Source organism: Paenibacillus sp. J31R120 (assembly GCF_056269225.1).
In genome coordinates, this window is record NZ_JBWDNN010000002.1 from 613,372 (window position 1) to 634,991 (window position 21,620).

Here is a 21,620-nt window from a genome sequence, read left to right on the forward strand (position 1 = left end):
TGGGAAAAAGATGGCTTGGAAAGCGGGCGTTCCCCGTCCTCAGTTGGCTGCTCATTATGGGCTTGATATGCGGGCTGATTCAGCCTGGCATTGTCTTGGCAAATGAGAATGTCAGAAGGGAGAGTGTTCCCCCTGTTCCATCCGATTTGGCGGGCCATTGGGCTGAGAAGCAGATGGCCGGTTGGATGAAGAGAGGACTTATTAAAGGATACAGCGATGGAACCGTCCGTCCGGACAGCGTGATCAACCGGATAGAATTCGTTACGCTAGTGAACAGACTGTTCGGCTACAAGGATATAACGGATGCAGCCTTTAAGGATGTGTCCACGGAGTCGTGGTTTGCTTCCCAGGTACAGGCAGCCGTCAAGGCTGGATATATTCAAGGCTATGAGGACCATACCTTTCGTCCGGACAATCCGCTTCAGCGTGTAGAGGCCGCCGTCATGCTGTCGAAGCTCGTTCCTTTGATCATGAACGATTCGCTTGGCGCTACTTACGCATTCAAGGATTGGGACAGAGTGCCTGAATATGCCCGCCTTCCGCTTCTTGCCGTGCTGGAAGCGGGTTATATGCAAGGCTATAGCGATGGGACGCTTCGTCCTTCCAAGGCATTAACAAGGGCCGAAGCTGTCATTCTGCTGGATCGGGCAACCAAGCAAGCGTCTGCCGGTGAAGGCGGGGGCATCTTGCCTGAGGCTATGACCCTGGATACTGCAGGAACATACGGTCCAGCTACCGGGACGTTCACCGTTGCGGGTGACCTGATCATCCATGCGCCGGGCACCACCCTTCGTAATGTAACGGTCAAGGGAAATCTGGTCATCGGTCAATCGGTCGGAGATGGAGATGTCTTCCTTGAACAGGTAACGGTTCTCGGGACTACTTCAATTAATGGCGGCGGAGAGCATAGTGTCCACATAGATAACTCACAGCTTGACACGGTCATTGTCGACAGGAAGGATGGCGTTATCCGGGTTTCCGTCGGCGGCACGACCATTATCAAGCATATGAATGTCCTGACGGATGCCCGTATTGAATCGGGTGCAGAGGCAACCGGCAGTATTGAAGGGATTACCATTTCAACAACTGGAGAGGTGAGCCTGTCCGGTGCATTCGGCAAGGTGGAGATTGAGAGTGACGTCAAGCTGAACGTCATCTCAGGAAAGGTAGATTCGATCATCGTGAAAGAGGGTGTCAAGTCCTCTACCATTTCTTTGAGCCAGGGTGTAACCGTAGAAAAAATGGAGCTGCACGGCACTTCCCATGTGAAGGGATCCGGCAAAATTATCTTGGCTCTTGTTGATGCCGAAGATGTTCTGTTCGAGACTCAGCCGGATTCCGTCATAAGGACGGACCGAGGCGGCGCATCGGGTGATTTCGGAGGCAGTGATGGAGGAGGCGGCCCTGTCATTCCTTCACCAGGCGGAACGAATACAAAGGTAAGCGTGACGGCTAGTCAGCCGACCGTTACCGGCTTCAGGCTGGAGTTCAGCCCTGCCGTTCCGAATTTGACTGCGGCTTCGGTGACGCTCAGAGGGGCTGCCGGTGAAGCGGAAGCTGTCGGATCGGTGGCGACGCTGACGGACGGCAAGTCTTACCGGGTTGGGGCCGCCTTGCAAGAGGGTGCCGCGTATACAGTTTCTCTCTCCAAAACAGGCTATGATTTTGGTTCGGCTGTTACGATTCATGTTCCGGCCACGCCTTTGCCGGATATTAACGTCGTACCGACAGCGGATACGATCAGCAGTGCTGGTTTCCGAATAAGCATGGACCAACCGGCAGCCGGCCTGTCGGCAGCAAATTTCACCTTAAAACAGAGCGGGACGGGTACAAGCATCCCGATAGCATCAATAGAAACAACGGATAGCGGGGCTTCTTACCTATTGTCCGCCTCGCTCACAGAGGGGATGACGTACGTCTTGACCCTCACGAAGACAGGCTACAACTTTGGAGGTCCGCTGACGGTGTATGTGGAGGTAACGGCTCCGGAGATCATCCAGGTTGTCCCAGTTGTCAGTGATATAAGCACCACTGGCTTCGCAGTTGCATTCAGCGAACCTGTGGCGGGGTTGGACAAAGTAAGCCTCAGCTTGACAGACCAAAGCGGCTCTGATGTTGAAATCAGCGAGGTTGCAACCGACGATGAAGGCCTCACCTATACTATTACGGCGCTGCTTGAAGCAGGCAAAGCCTATACGCTCGCTATTGTAAAAGAGGGATACAGCTTTGGAGCGGCACTTCAAATCGTCATACCTGGCGAGTCGGCCCAGGTGATCGTCCCGGCGGCCAGCCACGTGACACGGAACGGCTTCATCCTCTCGATGGATCAGATGGTTGCGGATTTGGACCCGTTGAATTTTGATTTGAGAAACAGCAACAACGATACGGTCAGCATCGATATGCTCAGCGCTGTCGTTGCAGGCAGAGAATATGAGGTTTGGGCCGGGCTGGATAAGAATGATACGTACACTCTGTCCTTGAACAAGGAAGGGTATGTGTTCGCCGAGCCTGTATCGTTGAAGGTGGAGTCCTTACTTATGCACGCGGAGATGGACTGGATTGCCCGTCAAGAGCTCCAGCTTCGCTTCGAGCATTCGGTAAGCGGTCTGTCCAAGGAAGATATCTTCTTAACGGATCCGTCCGGCAATGTGGTTGCGATAGAGGATGTTAACCTGGACGACAGAGGCCGCTTGGCGATCTTGGAAGCAGATTTATCTGCCGCAGGCATCTACCATTACCGTCTGGAGACGGAAGACGACCGGTATGCGGAAGGTGCGATTGATGTTCCGTCGGCCATCTCCGTTGACAAGTATACAACCTTCAACGGGCCGTTCGGCGGGATTACCGGACTGACCGTTCATTTTGCGCATCCGGTACGCGGCCTTGAAGCCAGCGAGTTCCAATTAAAGAGGACGGACGGCAATTCGGTTGTATGGGATGCTGTAACCGCTAGCGATGACGGCAGAAGCTACAGCTTAATATCGTCTGACTTGAATGCAGGCGGCCCTTATGTGCTGGCGATTGCGGCAGACGGCTATGACTTTGGCGCTCCTGCGACGCTGGTGAACGCGACCATAAACCGCTGGGGCGGCGGGAAAATCACACAATTTATGGCTGGATTTAATCCCGCCGTGCCGGATTTGGACAAAGGTAATTTCGTCGTCAAAGATGGCACCGGACAAGATGTCGAGGTTGTCGAAGTCCAATGGGACAGCAGACAACGCATCTATATTGTAGGCTTCGACGGGAAGCCGGGGCAAAGATACAGTGTATCGGCTCACGCGTCCGGCTATGATTTCGGCGAGCCGCGGAGCATTCAGATTTATGTCCGCAATGAAATCATTAATCCTTCATCTTCCGGATTCACGTTAGGGCTTAATCCGCCTGCAGCGATCAATACCGAACATGGATTCAAGCTCATCCGTAATGACGGCACTCCGGTTGTGATCCAATCTGTTACAACCGATGACGGGGGAGGCAGCTACCAGATTGCGGCGAGCCTGAAGCCAGGCGGCTATCAATTAACTGTAGATGCCGACATCGATATGAATGTGTTTTCTTTTACGGTCCCGGTGATTGCCACATTATCCGTCGATGCCGTCACGAATAATGGTGTAACCGCGAAGCTGAGCAACCCGGTTAACGGACTTGGCACAGACCGATTTATCCTTGTGGACAGCGACACGGGGGACCCGGTGTATATTCAATCCGCCGTGACGACAGATCAAGGAAGCTCGTACCGGCTGGAGGCAAGTCTGCCTGGGGGACGATACAATCTGAAGCTGAACGGCCATCTGCCGGAGGCGGGAGTCGACTTCGTGGCAGAGGCTGCCATTGCTGCGGGGGAAACCTTGGTTACGAATGTAACTAATGCGGGCTTTGACCTGGTGTTCGAACATGCTGTTCCAGGCTTGCTTCCGGCAAATCTGGATATTCGCGATGTCAACAACAACCGCTTAACGGGCATTACGATGATGACTGAAGACAACGGGAACAGCTATCATGTCAAAGCGAACCTTAAGAGCCAACAGGATTATACCCTGAAGCTTCAGAAGGATTACGTGATGTTCGGTGCGGCCGTTACCTTTTATGTCGGACGGTTTGTAAAGGGAAGCCTCGCGAATGTCGAGCTTGACGGTCATATGACGCTAAGGTTCTCACCTGCGTTGCCTGAAATCGAAAATTACTTGGGCTTGTCGTTAAAGGATCTGGACGGCAATGTATATTACCCTAATTTATTCGAGTCTGCAGACGGTGGGGCCAGCTATCGGCTCTATTTCCCTAATCGGCTTGAGCCGGGAGCTGCGTATACCTTTACATTAAGCTTAGATGATTTTGCAATGAATCCGGTGTCGTTCGTATTGCCGCCATCCCTGACCGTGTTGGAGGCGTCCGCCTCCGGCCTGAAGGTTAAGCTGGACAGGCCGATCCCGGGTTTAACTACAAATCACTTTATAATCAAAAGCGCATCTGGAGAAAACATTTCATTGTCATCGGCTGCAACGGACGACTCCGGGGCTACCTATATGCTCACGGGCCTGCTGGCAGCAGGCAGGTATTATACCGTGCAGTACAAGCCGGATGTCCCGTATCAATTGAACCACCCGGTATCATTCTCCGTTGTCAAAACCATTACGGCGACACCAAGCCAGATAACCTGGAGAGGGATGAAGGTCCAGTTCAGCGAGCAGGTAGCGGGATTAAAGTACGGACAAATTGTACTCAAAAATCCTGACGGCAGTGTAATTCCTAACGCTCATTATGAGATGACAACGACAGAACAGGGACTTAGCTATACGTTTAACTTCTGGTTTGCCTCTGCGCCGGGACAGGGATATACGCTTGAGCTGGTCCGGGATGACTTCAGGCTGGCATCTCCGGTTGTATTCAATATTCCAGTCTCTGTTCAGGTCACTCTGGAGGATACGAGACCCGGATTAATAATTGTTAATGTGACCCAAGGGCCGCCTGATCTGACCGCTGACCAGTTCACTTTGTATGACAGTCAGGGTAAGAAGGTTCCATTGACGGTCACCAAGGCAGGCGCGGGCCTGTACCATCTGGCAGGCAGCTTCAATCTGTCGGATACGTATACGCTGGAAACGGTCTATCCGGGTTTTGAATTCGGAGAACCTCTCCGGATTGGCCTGGAGCTGCGCGCAGATGCTTATGTGTTCGCCGCTAAGCAGACAGGGTTTCGGATGGCGCTAACACCGGCTATTCCCAATCTGGCGGCATCGGACATTATCGTACAGGACAATGAGGGCAACCGCATTCCGGTACAAAGTCTTGCCACGGCTGACGCCGGCAGAATATATGATATTCTGGTTCCGCTTGCCGGAGGCAAAACGTATACGGTCACGGTAAGCAAAGATCGCTACCGGTTCGGCAATCCGTCGACGATCACATTAAACACCGGGCAGGCATCAATCAGCGAGCTTTCCGTGAAGGGCTTTTTGCTGCATTTTGCATCTCCGGTATTGATGGACAGCTTAAGTATGGTTGATGATCAGGGGCGGCAAGTGAAGCTCTATTACGCCTCCGGAGATGGAGGATTGACTTATCATGTCTCCACGGCGTTAGATGCAGGAGTCAGTTATACTTTGACTGTCAACAAATGGGGTTATGATTTTGGCCAGCCTATTCCGGTCTATATTAAGCCCGTTATCGCTTCGTTTGCGGGTACAGAGAGCGGCAATAACCATGCGTTTACGCTGCGTTTCACAGAGCCGGTGCCTGGTATGCGAGTCAGCGATTTCAAAATCAGGCGCAACGGGAACCACACGGATATTCCTGTTCAGCAAGTGACGACAAACGACGGCGGCTATAGCTACAAAATCGAATCCAGCTTCTGGGGAGGAGAGACCTATACCGTACTGCCAGTCAAGAGCGGCTATGATTTCGGTGAGCCGGTTAAGATGGACATTCCGGTCATTGTGAACACGACAGTCATACGCGCTAGCGGCACGTATACGGATATCGGATTGTCTCCGGCAGTGCCGGGCTTGAAAGCAGGTAACTTCAAAGTAGAAGACAGCGCTGGTCGTTCGCTGTCGGTGGTATCAGCCGTAACAGCAGATGGCGGAGCAACGTACCGTCTAGCCTCTTCCTTTACGGGCGGTCAGACTTATACTGTAGTGATAGAGAAGAGCGGTTATGATTTGGGCGAAAAGCTATCCGTGTTCTTCCCGAGCGAGATTGCGGCTAGTATAGGTGAGGTTAACGCCGAGCGTCTGATAGTGCAGCTTGCTCCAGCGGTCAGCGGCTTAACCGCCGCCAGCTTTGCGCTTCGTGATTCCAGTGGCAAGACGATCGCCGTCACTGCAACGGAGCTGGGCGGCGGAGCCGCCTATACATTAGCGGGTGCGTTGAAAGAAGGCGCGACTTACACGCTTGCACTGACTGCTCCGGGCTATACCTTTGGGCAAGCGCTAACTGTAGATGTAGCGGTTACGATCGATCAGACCATTGCAGAGATTCGCAAATCAGGCTTTACGGTGAAGATGAGCAAAGCGGTGCCAGGTTTAAGCCAGTCAAGCTTCCTGTTGAAGAATCATAAGGGAGAGCCGGTTGCGGTTCAATCAGTGGTTGCCCTGGACGGAGGACTGTCCTATCAGGTGCAAGCCCTGCTGGCAGAAGGACCAGCCTATACATTATCTATCTCACGCAGCGGGTATGATTTCGGCATGAGCAAGCAGTTGGTTGTTCCTGTTCAGGTCATAGCTGGGTTAACCGCTCTTACAAGCAAAGGCTTCACGCTGCAGATGCCGGCTGCTGTTGCCGGCTTGTCATCGGACAATCTCTCACTGGTTAATCAGGAGGGAAGTGTGGTCACAATAGGCAGCTTGACTACGGCAGATGGAGGTCTGACGTATTCCGCAGCAGCCGACTTATCCGGCGGGGATAGCTACAAGCTCGCCATTAAGGCGCAGGGCTATGATTTTGGAACACCGTTGCAGCTTGATGTGCGCCGCCTGTCGGCTACTGACATCAGACCAAACGGATTCACGCTGAAGCTGAACATAGCCATTCCGAAATTGAATCCATCGCAGGTAGAACTGAAGGACGAGGCGGGCAACTCGGTTGCGCTTAATTCGTCTACTTTCTTCGATAGTGACGCCAAGAATGCGAATGCAGGCAAAGGATATACCGTCTCGGTTCCTCTTGCCGCCGGAACCCTCTACATCATGACTGTGAATCATCCATCTCACCCTGTAGAAGGACCGCTTGAAGTGGTTGTGCCGCTTGCCGTCCGCAGTGAAGTGATAAGCGTAGACAGGGAAGGTATTACCTTGTCGCTGTCGCCTTCAATTGATTTGCAAGCCGATATGGTACAACTGAAGCGAGAGGATGGCGACAGCGTTGCCGTAAGTGAGATCATTCCCGGACTGTCGGCTGGAACTTACAAGATTGCAGCGGTTTTGGCAGAGGGAAGCACCTATACGCTGCAGCTAGGCAATAAGAAGTATACGTTTGGACATGCGCTCGACGTATATGTTCCTATTCATGTGGATGCGGCCATTGCCAACGTGAACGAAAACGGGTTGACGATTTCCTTGTCCGCTCCGGTACAGGATTTGAAGTTTACTCTTATGCAGGGTGGCAATCCGGTCGCGCTAAGGTCGGTAACGGCTTCCGATAATGGCTTGACGTACCGCATCGAAGCGGGCCTTGGCTACAATCGGGAGCATAGCTTGAAGCTTGACAAGCCTGGACATGATTTCGGGGCTGACCTGAAAGTAAATCATGTCAGTACGCCTCCCATGCTGCTCTCTGCGGTAACTAGCGAGAGCGGGGCACAGGTCATTTTGACCTTTGACAAACCGCTGACAGAAGTGCCCCTTACTTCTGGATTCGGTCTCAAGATTAACGGGAAATGGCAGTCGAGTGTACACTCTGCGCTGGGAGCCGACCCGACTCAAATCAGCCTGACATGGAATGCCAATGGCCAGACGATCGATTCCAAGTCGGCCGTGGCTGTGGCTTTCAGCGGCATCAACCGTATTAAGGCGCGCAACCAACAGTTTTTGGCTGTCTTTGAAGAGACGCCTGTAGCGAATACAGCTACCGCAAGCGGATTTGTAATGGGTTATGCAGCTACCAATAATGCCAGATATGTGGCAGAGGTGCTTCATAACCAATACGGCAAGACTGCGCTGGAGGCGGCTCGGCTGCTGACAGCCGGCGGCTTTAAGACGGCGAATCTCTATAGTGCTGTCTATTACGAATATCGTATCGATAATTGGTCGGAATACGCGAGGCTTCTGCATGCAATGGATGTGGATGCTCTGACCTTGTACGATGCGTTGAATGCCGTAGGTTTCCGTTATTATGCTTTTATGAACGAGGGAGTCGGGGCCCTGATTTCGGCAGGCTTTACTGCGGAAGATATCGGGCCGGCCCTGCGCAAGTTCGGTGTAGCCAGCAATCAGCTGTCTTATGTGTACCGCCGTGCAGGTGTATCCGCCCAGGATACTGCCAGCGTGCTGAGCTCCGTCTATCGCGAGCCGTCGGAGAAAACGGTGGAATGGCTGAAGACGATCGATGTGAGCATCAAGGATATTGCCTTGATCATACAGCCCCTCTACAAGTTGACGAATGAGGGCGTTGTCGAGGCGCTGGCCGAAGGCAAGCAATCCGCAGCCGAGATCGCGGTGGTTATCCAAGAACTGTACCACGCAGATGCGACTGTAAGTCTCAAGTGGCTATCACAAGCCGGCTTTACAGCCAGTGTATCGGGGGCAGCAGTCAAGCAGCATTACAGCTTCGACAACGCCATCGCATTTACAAAACTTTTCCTTGATGCAGACTTCTCTGCCACTGAGGTCTATGCAATCGCACGAGGTGCGTATCCGCAGGCGGATGCGGCAACAGCGTTGCTTAAGGCGGGCTTTGGCCCGATGGAGACAGGTGCTGCCGTGATTGCGTCTGGCGATAAACCAGGTGTAATCATCAGCGCTATGGACCACGAAAAGTATGATCTCCTTGATGTAGCCAAGGTTGTGAAAGAGCTGTGGGGCAGTGCGGGAACAGCCTTGTCCGATGTGATGCAGCAATTTGGGGCGAACGGCTATAATCTGGTGAAGCAGGCGATGTTGCTGCGTGAAGTTTATGAGGCAGACATTGCGACGGCCGCAGGAGCTTTATATGAAAAAGCGACGCAGAGTCAAAGAAACGAGATGCTTCAATATTTGTTGAAAGGCGGATATGAGCCTGCAGGGCTTGCGCTTTATTTTATGAACGACACGGCGCAGTTGGGTCGACGCATTGAGGTGTTCAGGCAGCTTAAGCTAGCGGGATTGACCAACGCGCAGGCGATGTCGGCGCTGCGGGATGCACTGATCGAAGATGATTCTTCGTTCACGATGAAAGATGCTGTTCTTATCTTTAACAAAGACACGATGAACCGTTATGAAGCGAGCGAAGTTCTGGAGGCATTACGGATAGCTTTTGCTCAGGATGCAGGGGTAACGTTGAATGCCACTACCCTCGCTACGACAATGAACAGCGTCCATATGTTTGATAAATTCGCGATTGCCAAAGCTTTAAAAACACAAATAGGCATGACAATAGAGCAATGGGTGGAGTTAGAGCGTACGGATGCCTTTAAACCCGTATTTAATTGTCCGTGCTCGGTGCCCGTCATAGTAAAGGATACGCAATATGTATTCCCGGGAACGACTATTGAGGCTATTACGGTCGCGATGAGTATGTCCAAGCTGTTTACGCTGGATGAAATTATTGAGGGGACGATTAACTTTTATCCTACTGGCGGAGTCAGAGCCAAGGGACTGCCTTATCTCACAGCAGCGCTCAAAAACGGGGGATACCCGTTCGAGCAGGTAGCCGCAGTATTCGATCAAAAAGGATGGACGGATTGGATAGAGGCCTTCAGCAAGCATGGCATTGCGGCAAGTGATGTGACGGCCTATCTGCAAAGCATCCGGGTTGATATGGATGAAGTCATTGTGCGCTTGGCTCCTTATCCGTTAAAGGACAGAGCGCTGGTACTGCGTGAAAGCTATGAATTGGATCAGGCGGCAGCCGTACTGCTGCTCGTCCAGCTTACGAATGAAGACAAGGAAGATATTAGCCGGGCCGTAGCCTGGGCGTACGGAGGCGACCCGATCCCGCTCTGGATTCAATCGCTTCGTGCCCAAGGCGCAACAGCGGCATCGGTCATCAACACACTTGGTGCAAGATATCCTTCCTACTGGCAAGCGGATAAAGTTGGCCGCGCATTAATGCAGGGCGGATTCGGGCAGGAAGAGGTTATGGAGGCGCTGATCGCTCGTTCTTCTGCAGGCAATATGAAGGAAACCGTCAGATTGCTGCAGCAAATGTACGGCCAACAGCAAATCAGCATTTCGCAACTGCTGGACAGTTCGTCCAGCGACTCACCGCAATCCGGGATTGTTTTCTTGAAAAATGCCGGTTATAAGCTGGCTGAGGTTGCCGGTGCTTTAAAGAACCATTACGGCCTATCGGCAGGGGAATCGGCGCAATTGCTCCTGGCCGCTTATCCGTACGATCAGAAGCTCATTTTGACAGGGCTGGCCAGTCTCTACGGGCAGAAATTAGAGACGACAATCGCAGAGGCGTTAGATAAGGCAGGAATTACAACAGTCGATGCCGCAATCGATTTCTTGCGCAGTGAAGGCTACGCTCTGCAAGATGTCGCGAATCTGGCCAAGGAGCGTTATGGCCTGACAGCGGGCCAGACTGCGGCGCTATTTGCCCAGAAGCATATGACAAGCAGCAACAATGCGCTGGTGACCGCTGTTGCTGCCGCATACGGACTATCTGTGGAGCCTGTCATTCACGCCATGCTGGCAGAGCAGGGCAAGACGTCTTATGCCGATGCCATTGTGTTCGTCTATCAATCGCAATTCATGCTGGCAACAAGCATGAAGCTGGCGAAGAACGGGTACGGTCTGTCGGCAGGGGAAGCTATGCAGCATCTGCTGGCATCCAATCTGTATCATCAGTCCGACATTGTTACCCTAATTGCAGAAATCTATGGAAGCACACAAAGAGACAGCATCGTGGATTCGCTGAAGGCCAAGCATCTGGATACGCTCGGCGATGCGGTACTTTATTTGCAAAAAATGAGTTTTGGCTTGCGGGATATCATTCGCGTAGGCAAAGAGCATTATGGCCTGACCGCAGGGGAGGCTACGACAGAGTTAGCGGCAACCGGCTACTTCGGCCAGTCGGATATCGAAGCAGGTGTCGCCTCCATATATGGACAGACGCTTGCGCAGACCATGCTGGATACACTGGCTGCGATGGGCATCACGAAATTTGCTGATGCGATCTCCGAGTTGGGGAAAAGACAGTTTGCGTTAGGCGATATCGTACTGGCAGCCAAGAGCTATTACAATCAGTCTGCCGGTGAAGCGTCTTATGCCCTGCTGCAATCCGGCAGTTACAAAAGCGCGGATATTGTGGAAGCTGTCGGCCGAGTATACGGCAAACCGATCAACCAAAGCCTGGAGGAGCTGCTCCAGCAAAGCGGCATCACCCAATTCATCGAAGCGGCTCCGTTGCTCCGATCGATGGGCTATGGACTTGAGGATGTCATTGGCGTCGCCAAACAGTATTACGGCAGCACCGCTGCTGCAACGATTGAAGCGCTGAAAAGCCAGCAGCTTGAAAGCGAGGGCATCATTACGTTGGCCGTCCAGCACATCTATGGAAGGGATGGAGAGCAGGCACTCGGGATGAAGGCTGTGATTCAGTCGCTGGAAGAGGGCGGTATTGCAAAAGCCGCGGCCGCCGTTCCTTATTTGTGGAACAAAGGCTTTACCATGCTTGAGATTGCAGCAACCTTGAAGGGCCATTACAGCCAATCTGCTGCAGAAGCGGTTCAATTGATTATGGACAGCGGCTTGAAGGATACAAGCATTCTCCTTGGCGCCATGAACGCTGTTTATGGGGGAACTGTCGATGACAGCATGATGACTGCTTTCCAAGCGGCCGGAGCCCTGCTCACAGCAGAGGATGCGGCAAGGGAGTTAAGCGCGGGCGGCTACCGACTGGATGGGATGATTAAGACTTTAAAGACGAGCTATGGCAAGAATGCGGCGGAGACGAGAGCTATTTTGGCGGGGCTTGGCAAATATGCCGAATCAGCCATTCAGTCGACTGTCGAGCAGGTATACGGTGCAGTCGATACGTCTTCCTATATTCTGGAGGAAGCGTTGCGGCTTTATGGTGTCAAAACAGCAGAAGGGGCTGTCTCCGTCTTGCATCAGCAGGAAATTCCGCTGAAGGATATTTTGCAATATTTGAAGGATAATTATCAACTCAGCGCGGACGAGGCAGCAGTACTGGTTATGCCCCTCTATCCTGCACTTGATGTCGGTTGGGCAGTCATTGCCGTCTATTACAGCGGTCAAAATATCGGCAACCTGATCCGATTGATTCCGCCGGGCTATGTCTCGTCAGGGACTGGTGTGGTCGGATACATGAAGGGAACCTTCAAGGCGACGGATATCGTGCTTGCCTTGAAGGTGCTGTTCCAAATGGATGCTTTGGCGATAACGAATGTAATGTCTGGTGCATTGCCTGATGAGCAGATTCGCGCCGCGGTTACCGAGGTATTCGGAACCGATCCGTTGTTTGCTTATTTGAAACAGATGAAGGAAAACGGAGCGAACGCAGCTTCTATTGCCGCAGAGCTTAACAGACGGGGATTGTTGGAGTCAGCCCCTGATACGAATTATTTGGTTGATACCTTACTCAATCTGGGCTTTGATCACGCAAGCATTTTGACTACAAGGTATTTATACTACAATTCCTATTTGCAAAATGCAGGCAGCGCGTCCGAGCAGGCAGCGCAACTGGTTCGTTTGGGAGCGAATACCCCGTCTGCCATTGTGCAGTACATGAGGTCGAGAAGCCGTCCAAGTGCAATTCAGGTTATTGAGGTTGTAAGAGCCGCTTTGCCGAATGCTTCGATGGCGGATACGGCGCTGACCATGCGTGACCAAGGCTATGACAAGTCTGCAATCATGGGTGCGCTGAGTTACTGGGATCTTAACGGTGATGATGTCGCTGCCGTTTTGAAGAAGCTTGGATTAACCGGAATGGAAGCTCTTTATTATTTGAAGGGCCGGTCAGAGGAAGACCAGGTACGCTGGCTCATTCAGAACGGTTACACGCTGATGGAGTATTTGAAATACTTCAACTTGTCATCAGGCCGTGTCATTGCGATTTTGAGAGGAAACGGCTATTCTGCAAACGATCTTGCGATCACGCTTTCCAAAAGCACAACGAAGAGTTATTACTCGATCGCCCTATCTCTGTACGATGGAGGATTTACGAAAGTTGCTGAAGTGGCAGGGGCACTGATCGCAGCGAGAGACCGTCCGCATTGGGTTCTTGGCGAGTTGAAAGGAATTGGCGGATGGACGTTCAAGGATGTGGCAAAAGGGATGCTGGATTCGGGGCTGATCTCGCTTGTCGAGCTGGTTCAAGCGCTGCAGATGGCTAACGGAAACAATTTGAAGGAGACTTATCAGATAATCAAAGAAGTCTCTGTACGCGAGAGACAGGCGCTTTATGATGAGCTTAGCTCGGTAGAGCGGAAGCTGCTCAGCAATAACGAAATCGCGATTATGATTACGATTTCCGCCCTCCGCAACGCAGGAATTAAGATCGATCAAGTGACCGGGCAATTGAGGAGGACCGAGGTCATCATGTTTGAACCGGCGATCAAGCTGATGATATTGTCGGGCTACAATATCGGTGATACGATGGACAGTGTATGGGATGTCTATCGTGACATCATCGGAATTATGATCATCCAGAAGATGCTGGATAAGGTTGTGGGGAACTATCTCTCCGAATTTAATAATTATTACAAGCTGGGCAAAATGATCGCTACGATTATTGCCAGAGCGAATTCGTAACCTTATAGGGGGAGACGGATGAAGGTTATATTAGTGGATGATGAATCGGCTATGCATTTGATCATGCGGAGGATGCTGGATAAGCTGCCTGGTGTCGAGGTGTGCGCAGCGTTTACAGACACGCAATCGGCAGCGGCCTTCTTGCGGGAGCATCGTGATATTGACCTTGCATTCGTCGATATCTCTATGCCGGGTGAAGATGGAATGACTTTTGCCGCGAGGGCTGAAGCGGGAGAATTCAGGACGCAAATTGTCTTCGTCACCTCGCATAAAGATTATGCCCTGCAAGCGTACGAGCTATCGGTCATCGATTATCTGGTCAAGCCGGTTTCACAGGAGCGGCTGGAGCGGACGGTAAACCGCGTGCTGGCTGGACGTCAAGAGTTGCCGCAATCGCCTCGACTGCATCAGGCTGTCGTAACCGTGCTGGGAGACGTCTTCGTGCAAAGCGGAGAAGGCCGCGTGAAATGGATTTCTCGCAAAAGTGCCGAGCTATTCGCCTATTTGCTGCTGTACAAAGGCAGGCGGGTACCCCGTTCCCGGTTGCTGACCCATATATTCGGCGGCATGTCACCTGCCAACGCGGAAAATTATCTGAATACAACCGTGTACCAGCTTCGCAAATCCTTGGAGCCGCTTCGGTTGCGCGAAGCCGTTCGTTCTGAGAATGATGGCTATATGATTGATCTTAAGGATGCGGTCATTGACTATGAGTTGTTCGTTTCTCAGGCAGGACGTTTCAAGGATATGGATGCTTCCAATATCGAAGAAGCACAGCATGTGGAGCGGATATATACTGGGGAGCTGTTCGGGGACCGTGCTTACGTATGGGCCATTCACGAGACAGAGCGCCTTGCGGAGCTTTACACCTCATTTGTATTACGACTGGCGGAGGTGATGTTTGGCGCAGGGGATACGGCTGGGGCCATGAAGCTGCTGATCAAGCTGCATGACCGCAATCCGCTGGACGAATCCGTAGTGCGGCTGCTTATGAAGGGGCATGTACTGGCTGCTGATAAAAAAGCTTTGACGGCACAGTATAGCAGCTATGTTCGTTTGCTCGCCAGGGAGCTGAGCATTAAGCCGTCGAGAGAGCTGGTGCTTGACTATGATTCTCTCCTTGACGGATTAGCAGATAGAAAATAATAGGTCTCGTAAATCCGGCCTCATGCGCAAGCAATATTAAAAAGCTATATCGTTCATTCTAATCCTTAAATGTTTTAAATGGATGAAAACAGGGAGCCTCCGGGCTCCCTGTTTGTGTTTCCACAGGCTGCTCCTATCCATCTCAAGACCGATCGAGGTTACATCTCTGGAGGAATGTGGCGATACACGCAGTCATTTATACTGGTGTGGTGGTGGTATGAACGATAAATACTAAGTTATAGCGGAAACTAAATTGGAGGCAGGAATTGTGCAAAACAGGGACCGTAAGATGACCATGCAATTCATTTTATTTACATACCTTATGACGCTTTTGACTTGGGGAGTTCTGATACTTGCATTATTTTATGCTAAAGAAGCATGGCAAGGTAAGCGGATTTAAAGCTTTTATAAAGACAGCTTTTGCTGTAAGACAACCTTTTCTGATGTATATGCTCGTTTTGTTCCTGACGGCTGCTTATTTTGGAATACCTGCACTCATGGGTGGAATTACAGTTGATTTCCCAATCTACATCGCTATCCTATCCATTCCTGTGATGATTATTGGAGGCGGATTAGAGGAATTAGGCTGGCGGTATATCCTGCAGCCTTATCTGGAAACACGCTTTAGCTTTATCCCTTCAACTTTAATGACTTCTTGCATCTGGGCACTGTGGCATTTGCCGTTATTTTTCATCCCGGGTACAAGTCAATCTAATTGGAGTTTTGGACTATTCTGTATTTCGATTATTGGGATGTCATTTGCGCTTGCTGTCATCTACCGGATCAGCGGAAGCATCTGGTTGTGCATCTTCTTTCATACGTTAATCAATGCGTTCTATGCTTCTTGGTCCGTGAATGAGGATATGTGGGTTAAACTCGCGACTTCTCTGGGGTTAACGATTTTCTCCCTTGGATTATTGCTCTTGTATGGTAATAAGAATAAAGCAGTATCCATATAAGGATATGAAGTCTGGCATCATGTATGTAAAAGCCTGAGCGGCCAGGGTTTATACTGAAGTAGGGTCCTTTTTGTTATTCCGATAGGGTTAGTGTAGAGGTTGTATTCAAGCAAAAAAGAGCGTTTAATCGTATGCAGCTTGATCCTCATTGTTATTGTCATTTCCATGCCAATTACGGGATTCAATGTTGAGAAACGCGTATCTATCACATTAAACATAACGAAAAGAATGGTAGTATGCAGTAATCCATTTTTTTTAGCCATATTGACTTTCCCATCGTGATTATGTACGATCAAAGGCATAACTTCATACAAGGCATTGATCAAAGACAATATTTCCTTCACGGGTTGCCCAGAGAGAGAAGCGATTGCTGAAAGCTTCTTCAGCCACGGACGAGAAATTACCGCTATGTAGCTGTGTCGTTGAACCTTGTGAATCTGTTCTTCACAGGCAGTAAGCGAACACCGTCTTATCCTCGTTACCGGATACCAGAGGACCTTGCATCTGACTGCGGAGAACAGCCGCAGACAACCATATGCAGGTTGAACTAGGGTGGAACCACGAGCTGAACGCACTCGTCCCTTTCGGGATTGTGCGTTTTTTTGCGTTCACAAATAGATTGGAAATGGAGGCAAGGATCATGGAGATCAAGGTAACGTTGGCAGATCATACAGTCAGGAGGTGTGAGCAAGGCACCACCGTCATGCAGCTGGCCGAGTCGATCAGTACAGGACTGAAGAAAAATGCTGTCGCCGGAAAAGTAAGCGGCAGACTTGTAGATCTAAGTCACGCGATCGAACATGATAGCCTCGTGGAAATCATTACACTGGATAGCCCGGAAGGGTTGGACGTATATCGGCACAGCACAGCGCATGTAATGGCTCAAGCGATCAAACGGATTTTTGGCGATCAGAAGGTAAAGCTCGGGATCGGCCCTGTCATTGCGGATGGCTTCTACTATGATATGGATATCGAAAAGCCCTTGTCCAGCGAGGATTTGCAGGCAATCGAGCAAGAGATGGAGCGTATCGTACGAGAAAATCTCCCTATTGTGCGCAAGGCTGTCAGCAGGGAGGAGGCGCTTCGCTTATTCGAAGGATGGAATGAGCCGCTGAAGCTGGAGCTGATTCACGATTTGCCCCAGGATGCGGAGATTAGCATCTATGAGCAGGGAGAGTTCGTGGATCTATGCAGAGGGCCGCATCTTCCCTCGACTGGCCGCATCAAAGCATTCAAGTTGCTTAGTGTCGCAGGCGCTTATTGGCGCGGCGATTCGAACAACAAAATGCTGCAGCGAGTATACGGCACAGCTTTCTCTAAGAAAGCGGAGCTGGATGAGCATCTGCGACTGCTGGAAGAAGCGAAGCAGCGCGATCACCGCAAGCTGGGCAAGGAGCTGGAGCTGTTCATGTTCTCCGAGGAAGCTCCGGGGATGCCGTTTTATTTGCCCAATGGAATGACGATTCGCACAGAGCTGGAGAACTTCTCTCGTGATCTGCAGCTTAAACGCGGTTATGTAGAAGTTCGCACGCCGCTTATGATGAATCAGCAAATATGGGAGAATTCGGGTCACTGGGAGCATTATAAGGACAATATGTACTTTGCACAGGTGGATGACGCCAAGCATGCGCTTAAGCCGATGAACTGTCCGGGCCATATGCTGATCTATGGGAACAGCCTACGTTCCTACCGTGAGCTGCCCATCCGTATGTTCGAATACGGGCAAGTGCATCGGCATGAATATTCCGGTGCACTTAGCGGCATGATGCGGGTTCGGACATTTTGCCAGGATGACGCCCATCTGTTTGTACTGAGGGAGCAGATCGAGGAGGAAATCGGCCAGGTGATGGAACTGATTGATCAGGTCTATCGCATCTTCGGCTTCGAGTATCGAATCGAGCTGTCAACAAGGCCAGAGGATTCGATGGGTTCCGATGAGCTGTGGAACGAAGCGGAGCGGGCGCTGCAGAATGTGCTGGAGAGCCGCAATGTCGCATACCGTCTGAATGAAGGCGACGGGGCGTTTTACGGACCTAAGATCGACTTTCATATTCTAGATGCGCTCGGAAGAAGCTGGCAGTGCGGAACGATTCAGCTGGATTTCCAAATGCCTGAGAAATTCGATCTCTCCTATATCGGTGAGGACAGCCGCAAGCATCGTCCGGTCGTCATTCACCGCGCGGTGTACGGGTCGGTGGATCGCTTCATCGGCATCCTGACGGAGCATTATGCCGGGGCGTTCCCGGTATGGCTCGCGCCTGTGCAAGTGAAGCTGCTTCCGGTATCCGATAAGTATGTCGATTATGCCCTGCAAGTTAAGAAAGTGTTCGAGGAAGCAGGCATCCGAGCAGCTATCGACAGTCGCAGCGAGAAGCTGGGCTACAAAATCCGTGAGGCACAGCTGAAGAAAACCCCTTATATGATCGTGTTGGGCGAGAACGAACTAAGCTCCTCTACCGTGTCGGTCAGAAAGAGGGGAGAAGGCGATCTCGGTTCCAGAGACGTTCATGAGCTTGCAGCTCATATCATAGAAGAAATTCGCTCGAAGCAATGAGGAAGAAGTAATTGCACCTTCATTTCTAAGCGAACTGGCCGGCAGTATGCGCTTTTGAAGCGGCTGCCGGCCTTTTTTAGCTGGCGTAACCCGAGCCCTAGTTGTGGTCATTTCTTCCAAATAACGTTACTATGAACATAAACCCATTTTAGGAGGCTATTATGCTTAACACGGAACAAATTCAGGAACGTATTCCGCACAGATATCCTTTTCTGCTGGTGGATCGAATCGTGGAGCTGGATGAGGGGAAGAGAGCTGTCGGCATTAAAAATGTGACGATCAACGAGCCGTATTTTACGGGACATTTCCCAGGTTATCCGGTTATGCCGGGTGTTCTAATCGTAGAAGCGCTGGCGCAGGTCGGGGGCATCGCCATGTCGGATGGCGAGAGCGGTAATAAGCTTGGCTTATTCACGGGGATTGATCAATGCCGTTTCAAGCGGCAGGTCAAGCCGGGAGACCAGCTCCAGCTCGCATTTGATGTAACCCGGGTCAAGTGGCCGATCGTGAAGGGCAAAGGGGTAGCCACAGTGAACGGTGAACTGGTGTGCGAGGCGGAGATTATGTTCGCATTCAGTTCCATCTAGGTGATAAGCGCTGTACTCTGCATGGGAGGAGCGACCCAATCGGATGATGAAGTATTTCGATCCAGTCAATTGGAGAGTATTTAACCTATCCGCATGGATAGTTGTTATTCTGGCCTATGTTGTTCCCTTTCGAACAGTCAAAAACGGATGGATAGAAGTGGGGTTCCCTATTCCATTCCTGACGATCTATAGCAACTGGCGGACCAATTTATTGGCATCGCTAAGTCTAAATCCATTGAGCTTGTTTTTGAACATTGTCGTTGTGTATCTCCTTATATCGGTGATTCGCAGGTTGTATAAGAGATCGAAGGAAACGGGCGGCCCAAGTTAGGTCTAACGTATAACTATTATGCCTTTCGGGTCACTCATACGTACCAGCTCTAGCAAGAGCTATTAACCGTTCCATCTCTAGTCTTAAAGTCTCGCATTACTATTGATCGATCTAGGAATAAGGTGGCATAATGGAAGATGTTGTATAGCCGACTAGCGATCATGTGTAAAGGAGAATGATATGTTCAAGAAAATGTTGGCTGCCGCTATGGCAGGGATCATCGTCAGCACGTCCTGGAGCGGCTTATCGTCTGCCGCAAGCAAGACGGAAGAAAAACAGTGGATCAAGTTTGGCGGTATTGAAGTCTTCTATAATTATACGGAGTATTTGAGGTATGAGGAGACGACACAGTTTCCGTTTGTGCTTAATGGCGTCACTTATTTGCCGGTACGCAAAGTAGCGGAGGCGCTGAACAAAAATGTAAGGTACGAGTCATCGACTTCTACTATTATTATTGAAGGTCGCTATAACGGGAAGAAACCGGAAGATCAGTATAGCTACGCTTACGAGACGACGAGCCAAGTCAAGCTGAAGTCGGTTAAGGTCAATCTCAATGTGGACGGCAAGCTGGTGGCCAAATCCATTGATGCCTACTCGATCAATAATACGACCTTCTTGCCTGTCAGACAGGTTGCTGAATATACGGATACGGATATTGAATGGGATCCGAGCACCAAGTCGATTTATTTGGAGAAGAAATTCGAATATCCTAATGCGAAGCGTTCTCTAGTGGAAGCTACCGCTCAGGAAGTGGAATCAAACATTGATATGGGCACTCAGTTTCTGGAATCCTATGATAACGTTGCTCCTTCAGTCGTAACCAGAGTTGGAGCTGACGGCCATATTTATGTAGCGGCAGCTGAAAAAGCCGACAATGGCAAGTTGACTATCGCCAAATATGATTCGTCGATGAAGCTGGTGGGCACGCAGTCGATTCCCAAGGAATATCCGTACTTCGGTGGCTTGGCGCTGGATGAGCAGGGCCGTTATTACGTGCTCTGGGGGCGTTCGCTGGAGGAGTCTCAAGGCTCAAGCGCCAGTGTGAAAATAACCAAGTACAGCGCGCAAGGCGAAAAGCTGGGGGAAGTGTCGTACACCGGAAGCGAGCAGTCCTTTATGGGCACTAAAGTTCCGTTCGATCATGCGAATGCAACCATCAAGGTGCATAATGGCCTCGTCGTTGCTTTCTTCGGCAGAACAATGTTCAAATCGTCGGACGGGTTGAATCATCAATCCTCTACTGCGCTGTATGTCAATGCCGAAACGATGAGCAAAGTAGAGCTGCCGATTCCGTATGCAAGCCACTCCTTTGATCAACACTTGTCTTTTGACGGCAGCGATATATTGTTCGTCGATCGGGGTGACGTCTACCAGCGGGGCCTTATGCTGCAAAAGATCAACTCTGAAAATCAAAGTAAAAATCTGCTCGTGCCATTCAGCTTCAAGATGGGCAAAGCGATCTACCAGCTGACCTTCGCAGAATTGGGCGGGCTTGCGGTAACCGATCAAGGCTACGTGCTCCTTGGATCGGCGGAGCGGTCCATGACGCCGGAGTCGGCAAGCTCGCGACATAATGAATCGAGAAATTTATTTTTGCAGCTGATTGCGAAGGACTTTGAGAATACGGCTGCGCCGATTCTATCCCAAGGGGAAACTGCCGAGTTCCATGTCGATGTGTACGGGCGATCCTATGATGCCAAGAATGAAGGTGTCGTATGGCTGACCGACTATACGGATATGAAGATGAACAATGCGGCCCATCCGAAGGTTGTTGGGATCGATCAGAACCGCATACTGGTCATGTGGGAAAATATGAAGTATAACTCGGATGATACACTGGTATACGATACGACCTATTATATGATCGTTACACCTGAAGGCAAAGTGCTGAAGGGGCCTGAATCGCTTGAGGGTGCCAGACTGAATATCGGTGACGAGCTTGTTTATGCCGATGGTTACGTATATTTCTCCTCCAATTATCGGGACAAAATTCAATTATATCAGCTGGATGTGCGCCAATAACCAGTTCGAAAGACCGCCTGCAAGGGCGGTTTTTTAATTGATAGGATGAGAACATTCGTTCTTTGTAGTATGATAGATTCATAGAACAAAATATGGGAAGTGACG

The 21,620-nt window shown here is 50.8% G+C and carries 6 protein-coding genes; all 6 read left to right on the forward strand.

The features are described 5' to 3' along the window. Positions 1–56 precede the first annotated feature (56 nt). The 6 genes from AC0YNW_RS09305 (at position 57) to AC0YNW_RS09330 (ending at position 21,515) form a co-directional block, all read left to right on the forward strand. The gene (locus tag AC0YNW_RS09305) at positions 57–13,916 is read left to right on the forward strand and encodes an S-layer homology domain-containing protein (protein WP_475831704.1); all 13,860 of its coding nucleotides are present in this window, start codon (positions 57–59) and stop codon (positions 13,914–13,916) included. 18 nt (positions 13,917–13,934) lie between these two features. Continuing rightward, complete coding sequence (locus AC0YNW_RS09310; RefSeq protein ID WP_475831705.1) at positions 13,935–15,062, forward strand: response regulator; 1,128 nt, start codon at positions 13,935–13,937, stop codon at positions 15,060–15,062. Positions 15,063–15,415: 353 nt separating this feature from the next. After that, the gene (locus AC0YNW_RS09315; protein ID WP_475831706.1) at positions 15,416–16,021 is read left to right on the forward strand and encodes a lysostaphin resistance A-like protein; all 606 of its coding nucleotides are present in this window, start codon (positions 15,416–15,418) and stop codon (positions 16,019–16,021) included. A gap of 640 nt (positions 16,022–16,661) precedes the next feature. Next, positions 16,662–18,575, forward strand: coding sequence for a threonine--tRNA ligase (thrS, locus tag AC0YNW_RS09320; RefSeq protein WP_475831707.1), 1,914 nt, complete (start codon positions 16,662–16,664; stop codon positions 18,573–18,575). Between the two features lie 161 nt (positions 18,576–18,736). After that, on the forward strand, positions 18,737–19,162 hold the full coding sequence (gene fabZ, locus AC0YNW_RS09325) for a 3-hydroxyacyl-ACP dehydratase FabZ (RefSeq protein ID WP_475831708.1): 426 nt from the start codon (positions 18,737–18,739) through the stop codon (positions 19,160–19,162). A gap of 511 nt (positions 19,163–19,673) precedes the next feature. After that, positions 19,674–21,515, forward strand: coding sequence for a stalk domain-containing protein (locus tag AC0YNW_RS09330; protein WP_475831709.1), 1,842 nt, complete (start codon positions 19,674–19,676; stop codon positions 21,513–21,515). The last annotated feature ends 105 nt before the right edge of the window (positions 21,516–21,620 follow it).

Excerpts from the sequence above, each read along its gene's own strand:
- AC0YNW_RS09305 (WP_475831704.1), top strand. The coding sequence starts at position 57 with ATGGGCTTGATATGCGGGCTGATTCAGCCTGGCATTGTCTTGGCAAAT.
- AC0YNW_RS09310 (WP_475831705.1), top strand. The coding sequence starts at position 13,935 with ATGAAGGTTATATTAGTGGATGATGAATCGGCTATGCATTTGATCATG.
- thrS (WP_475831707.1), top strand. The coding sequence starts at position 16,662 with ATGGAGATCAAGGTAACGTTGGCAGATCATACAGTCAGGAGGTGTGAG.
- fabZ (WP_475831708.1), top strand. The coding sequence starts at position 18,737 with ATGCTTAACACGGAACAAATTCAGGAACGTATTCCGCACAGATATCCT.
- AC0YNW_RS09330 (WP_475831709.1), top strand. The coding sequence starts at position 19,674 with ATGTTCAAGAAAATGTTGGCTGCCGCTATGGCAGGGATCATCGTCAGC.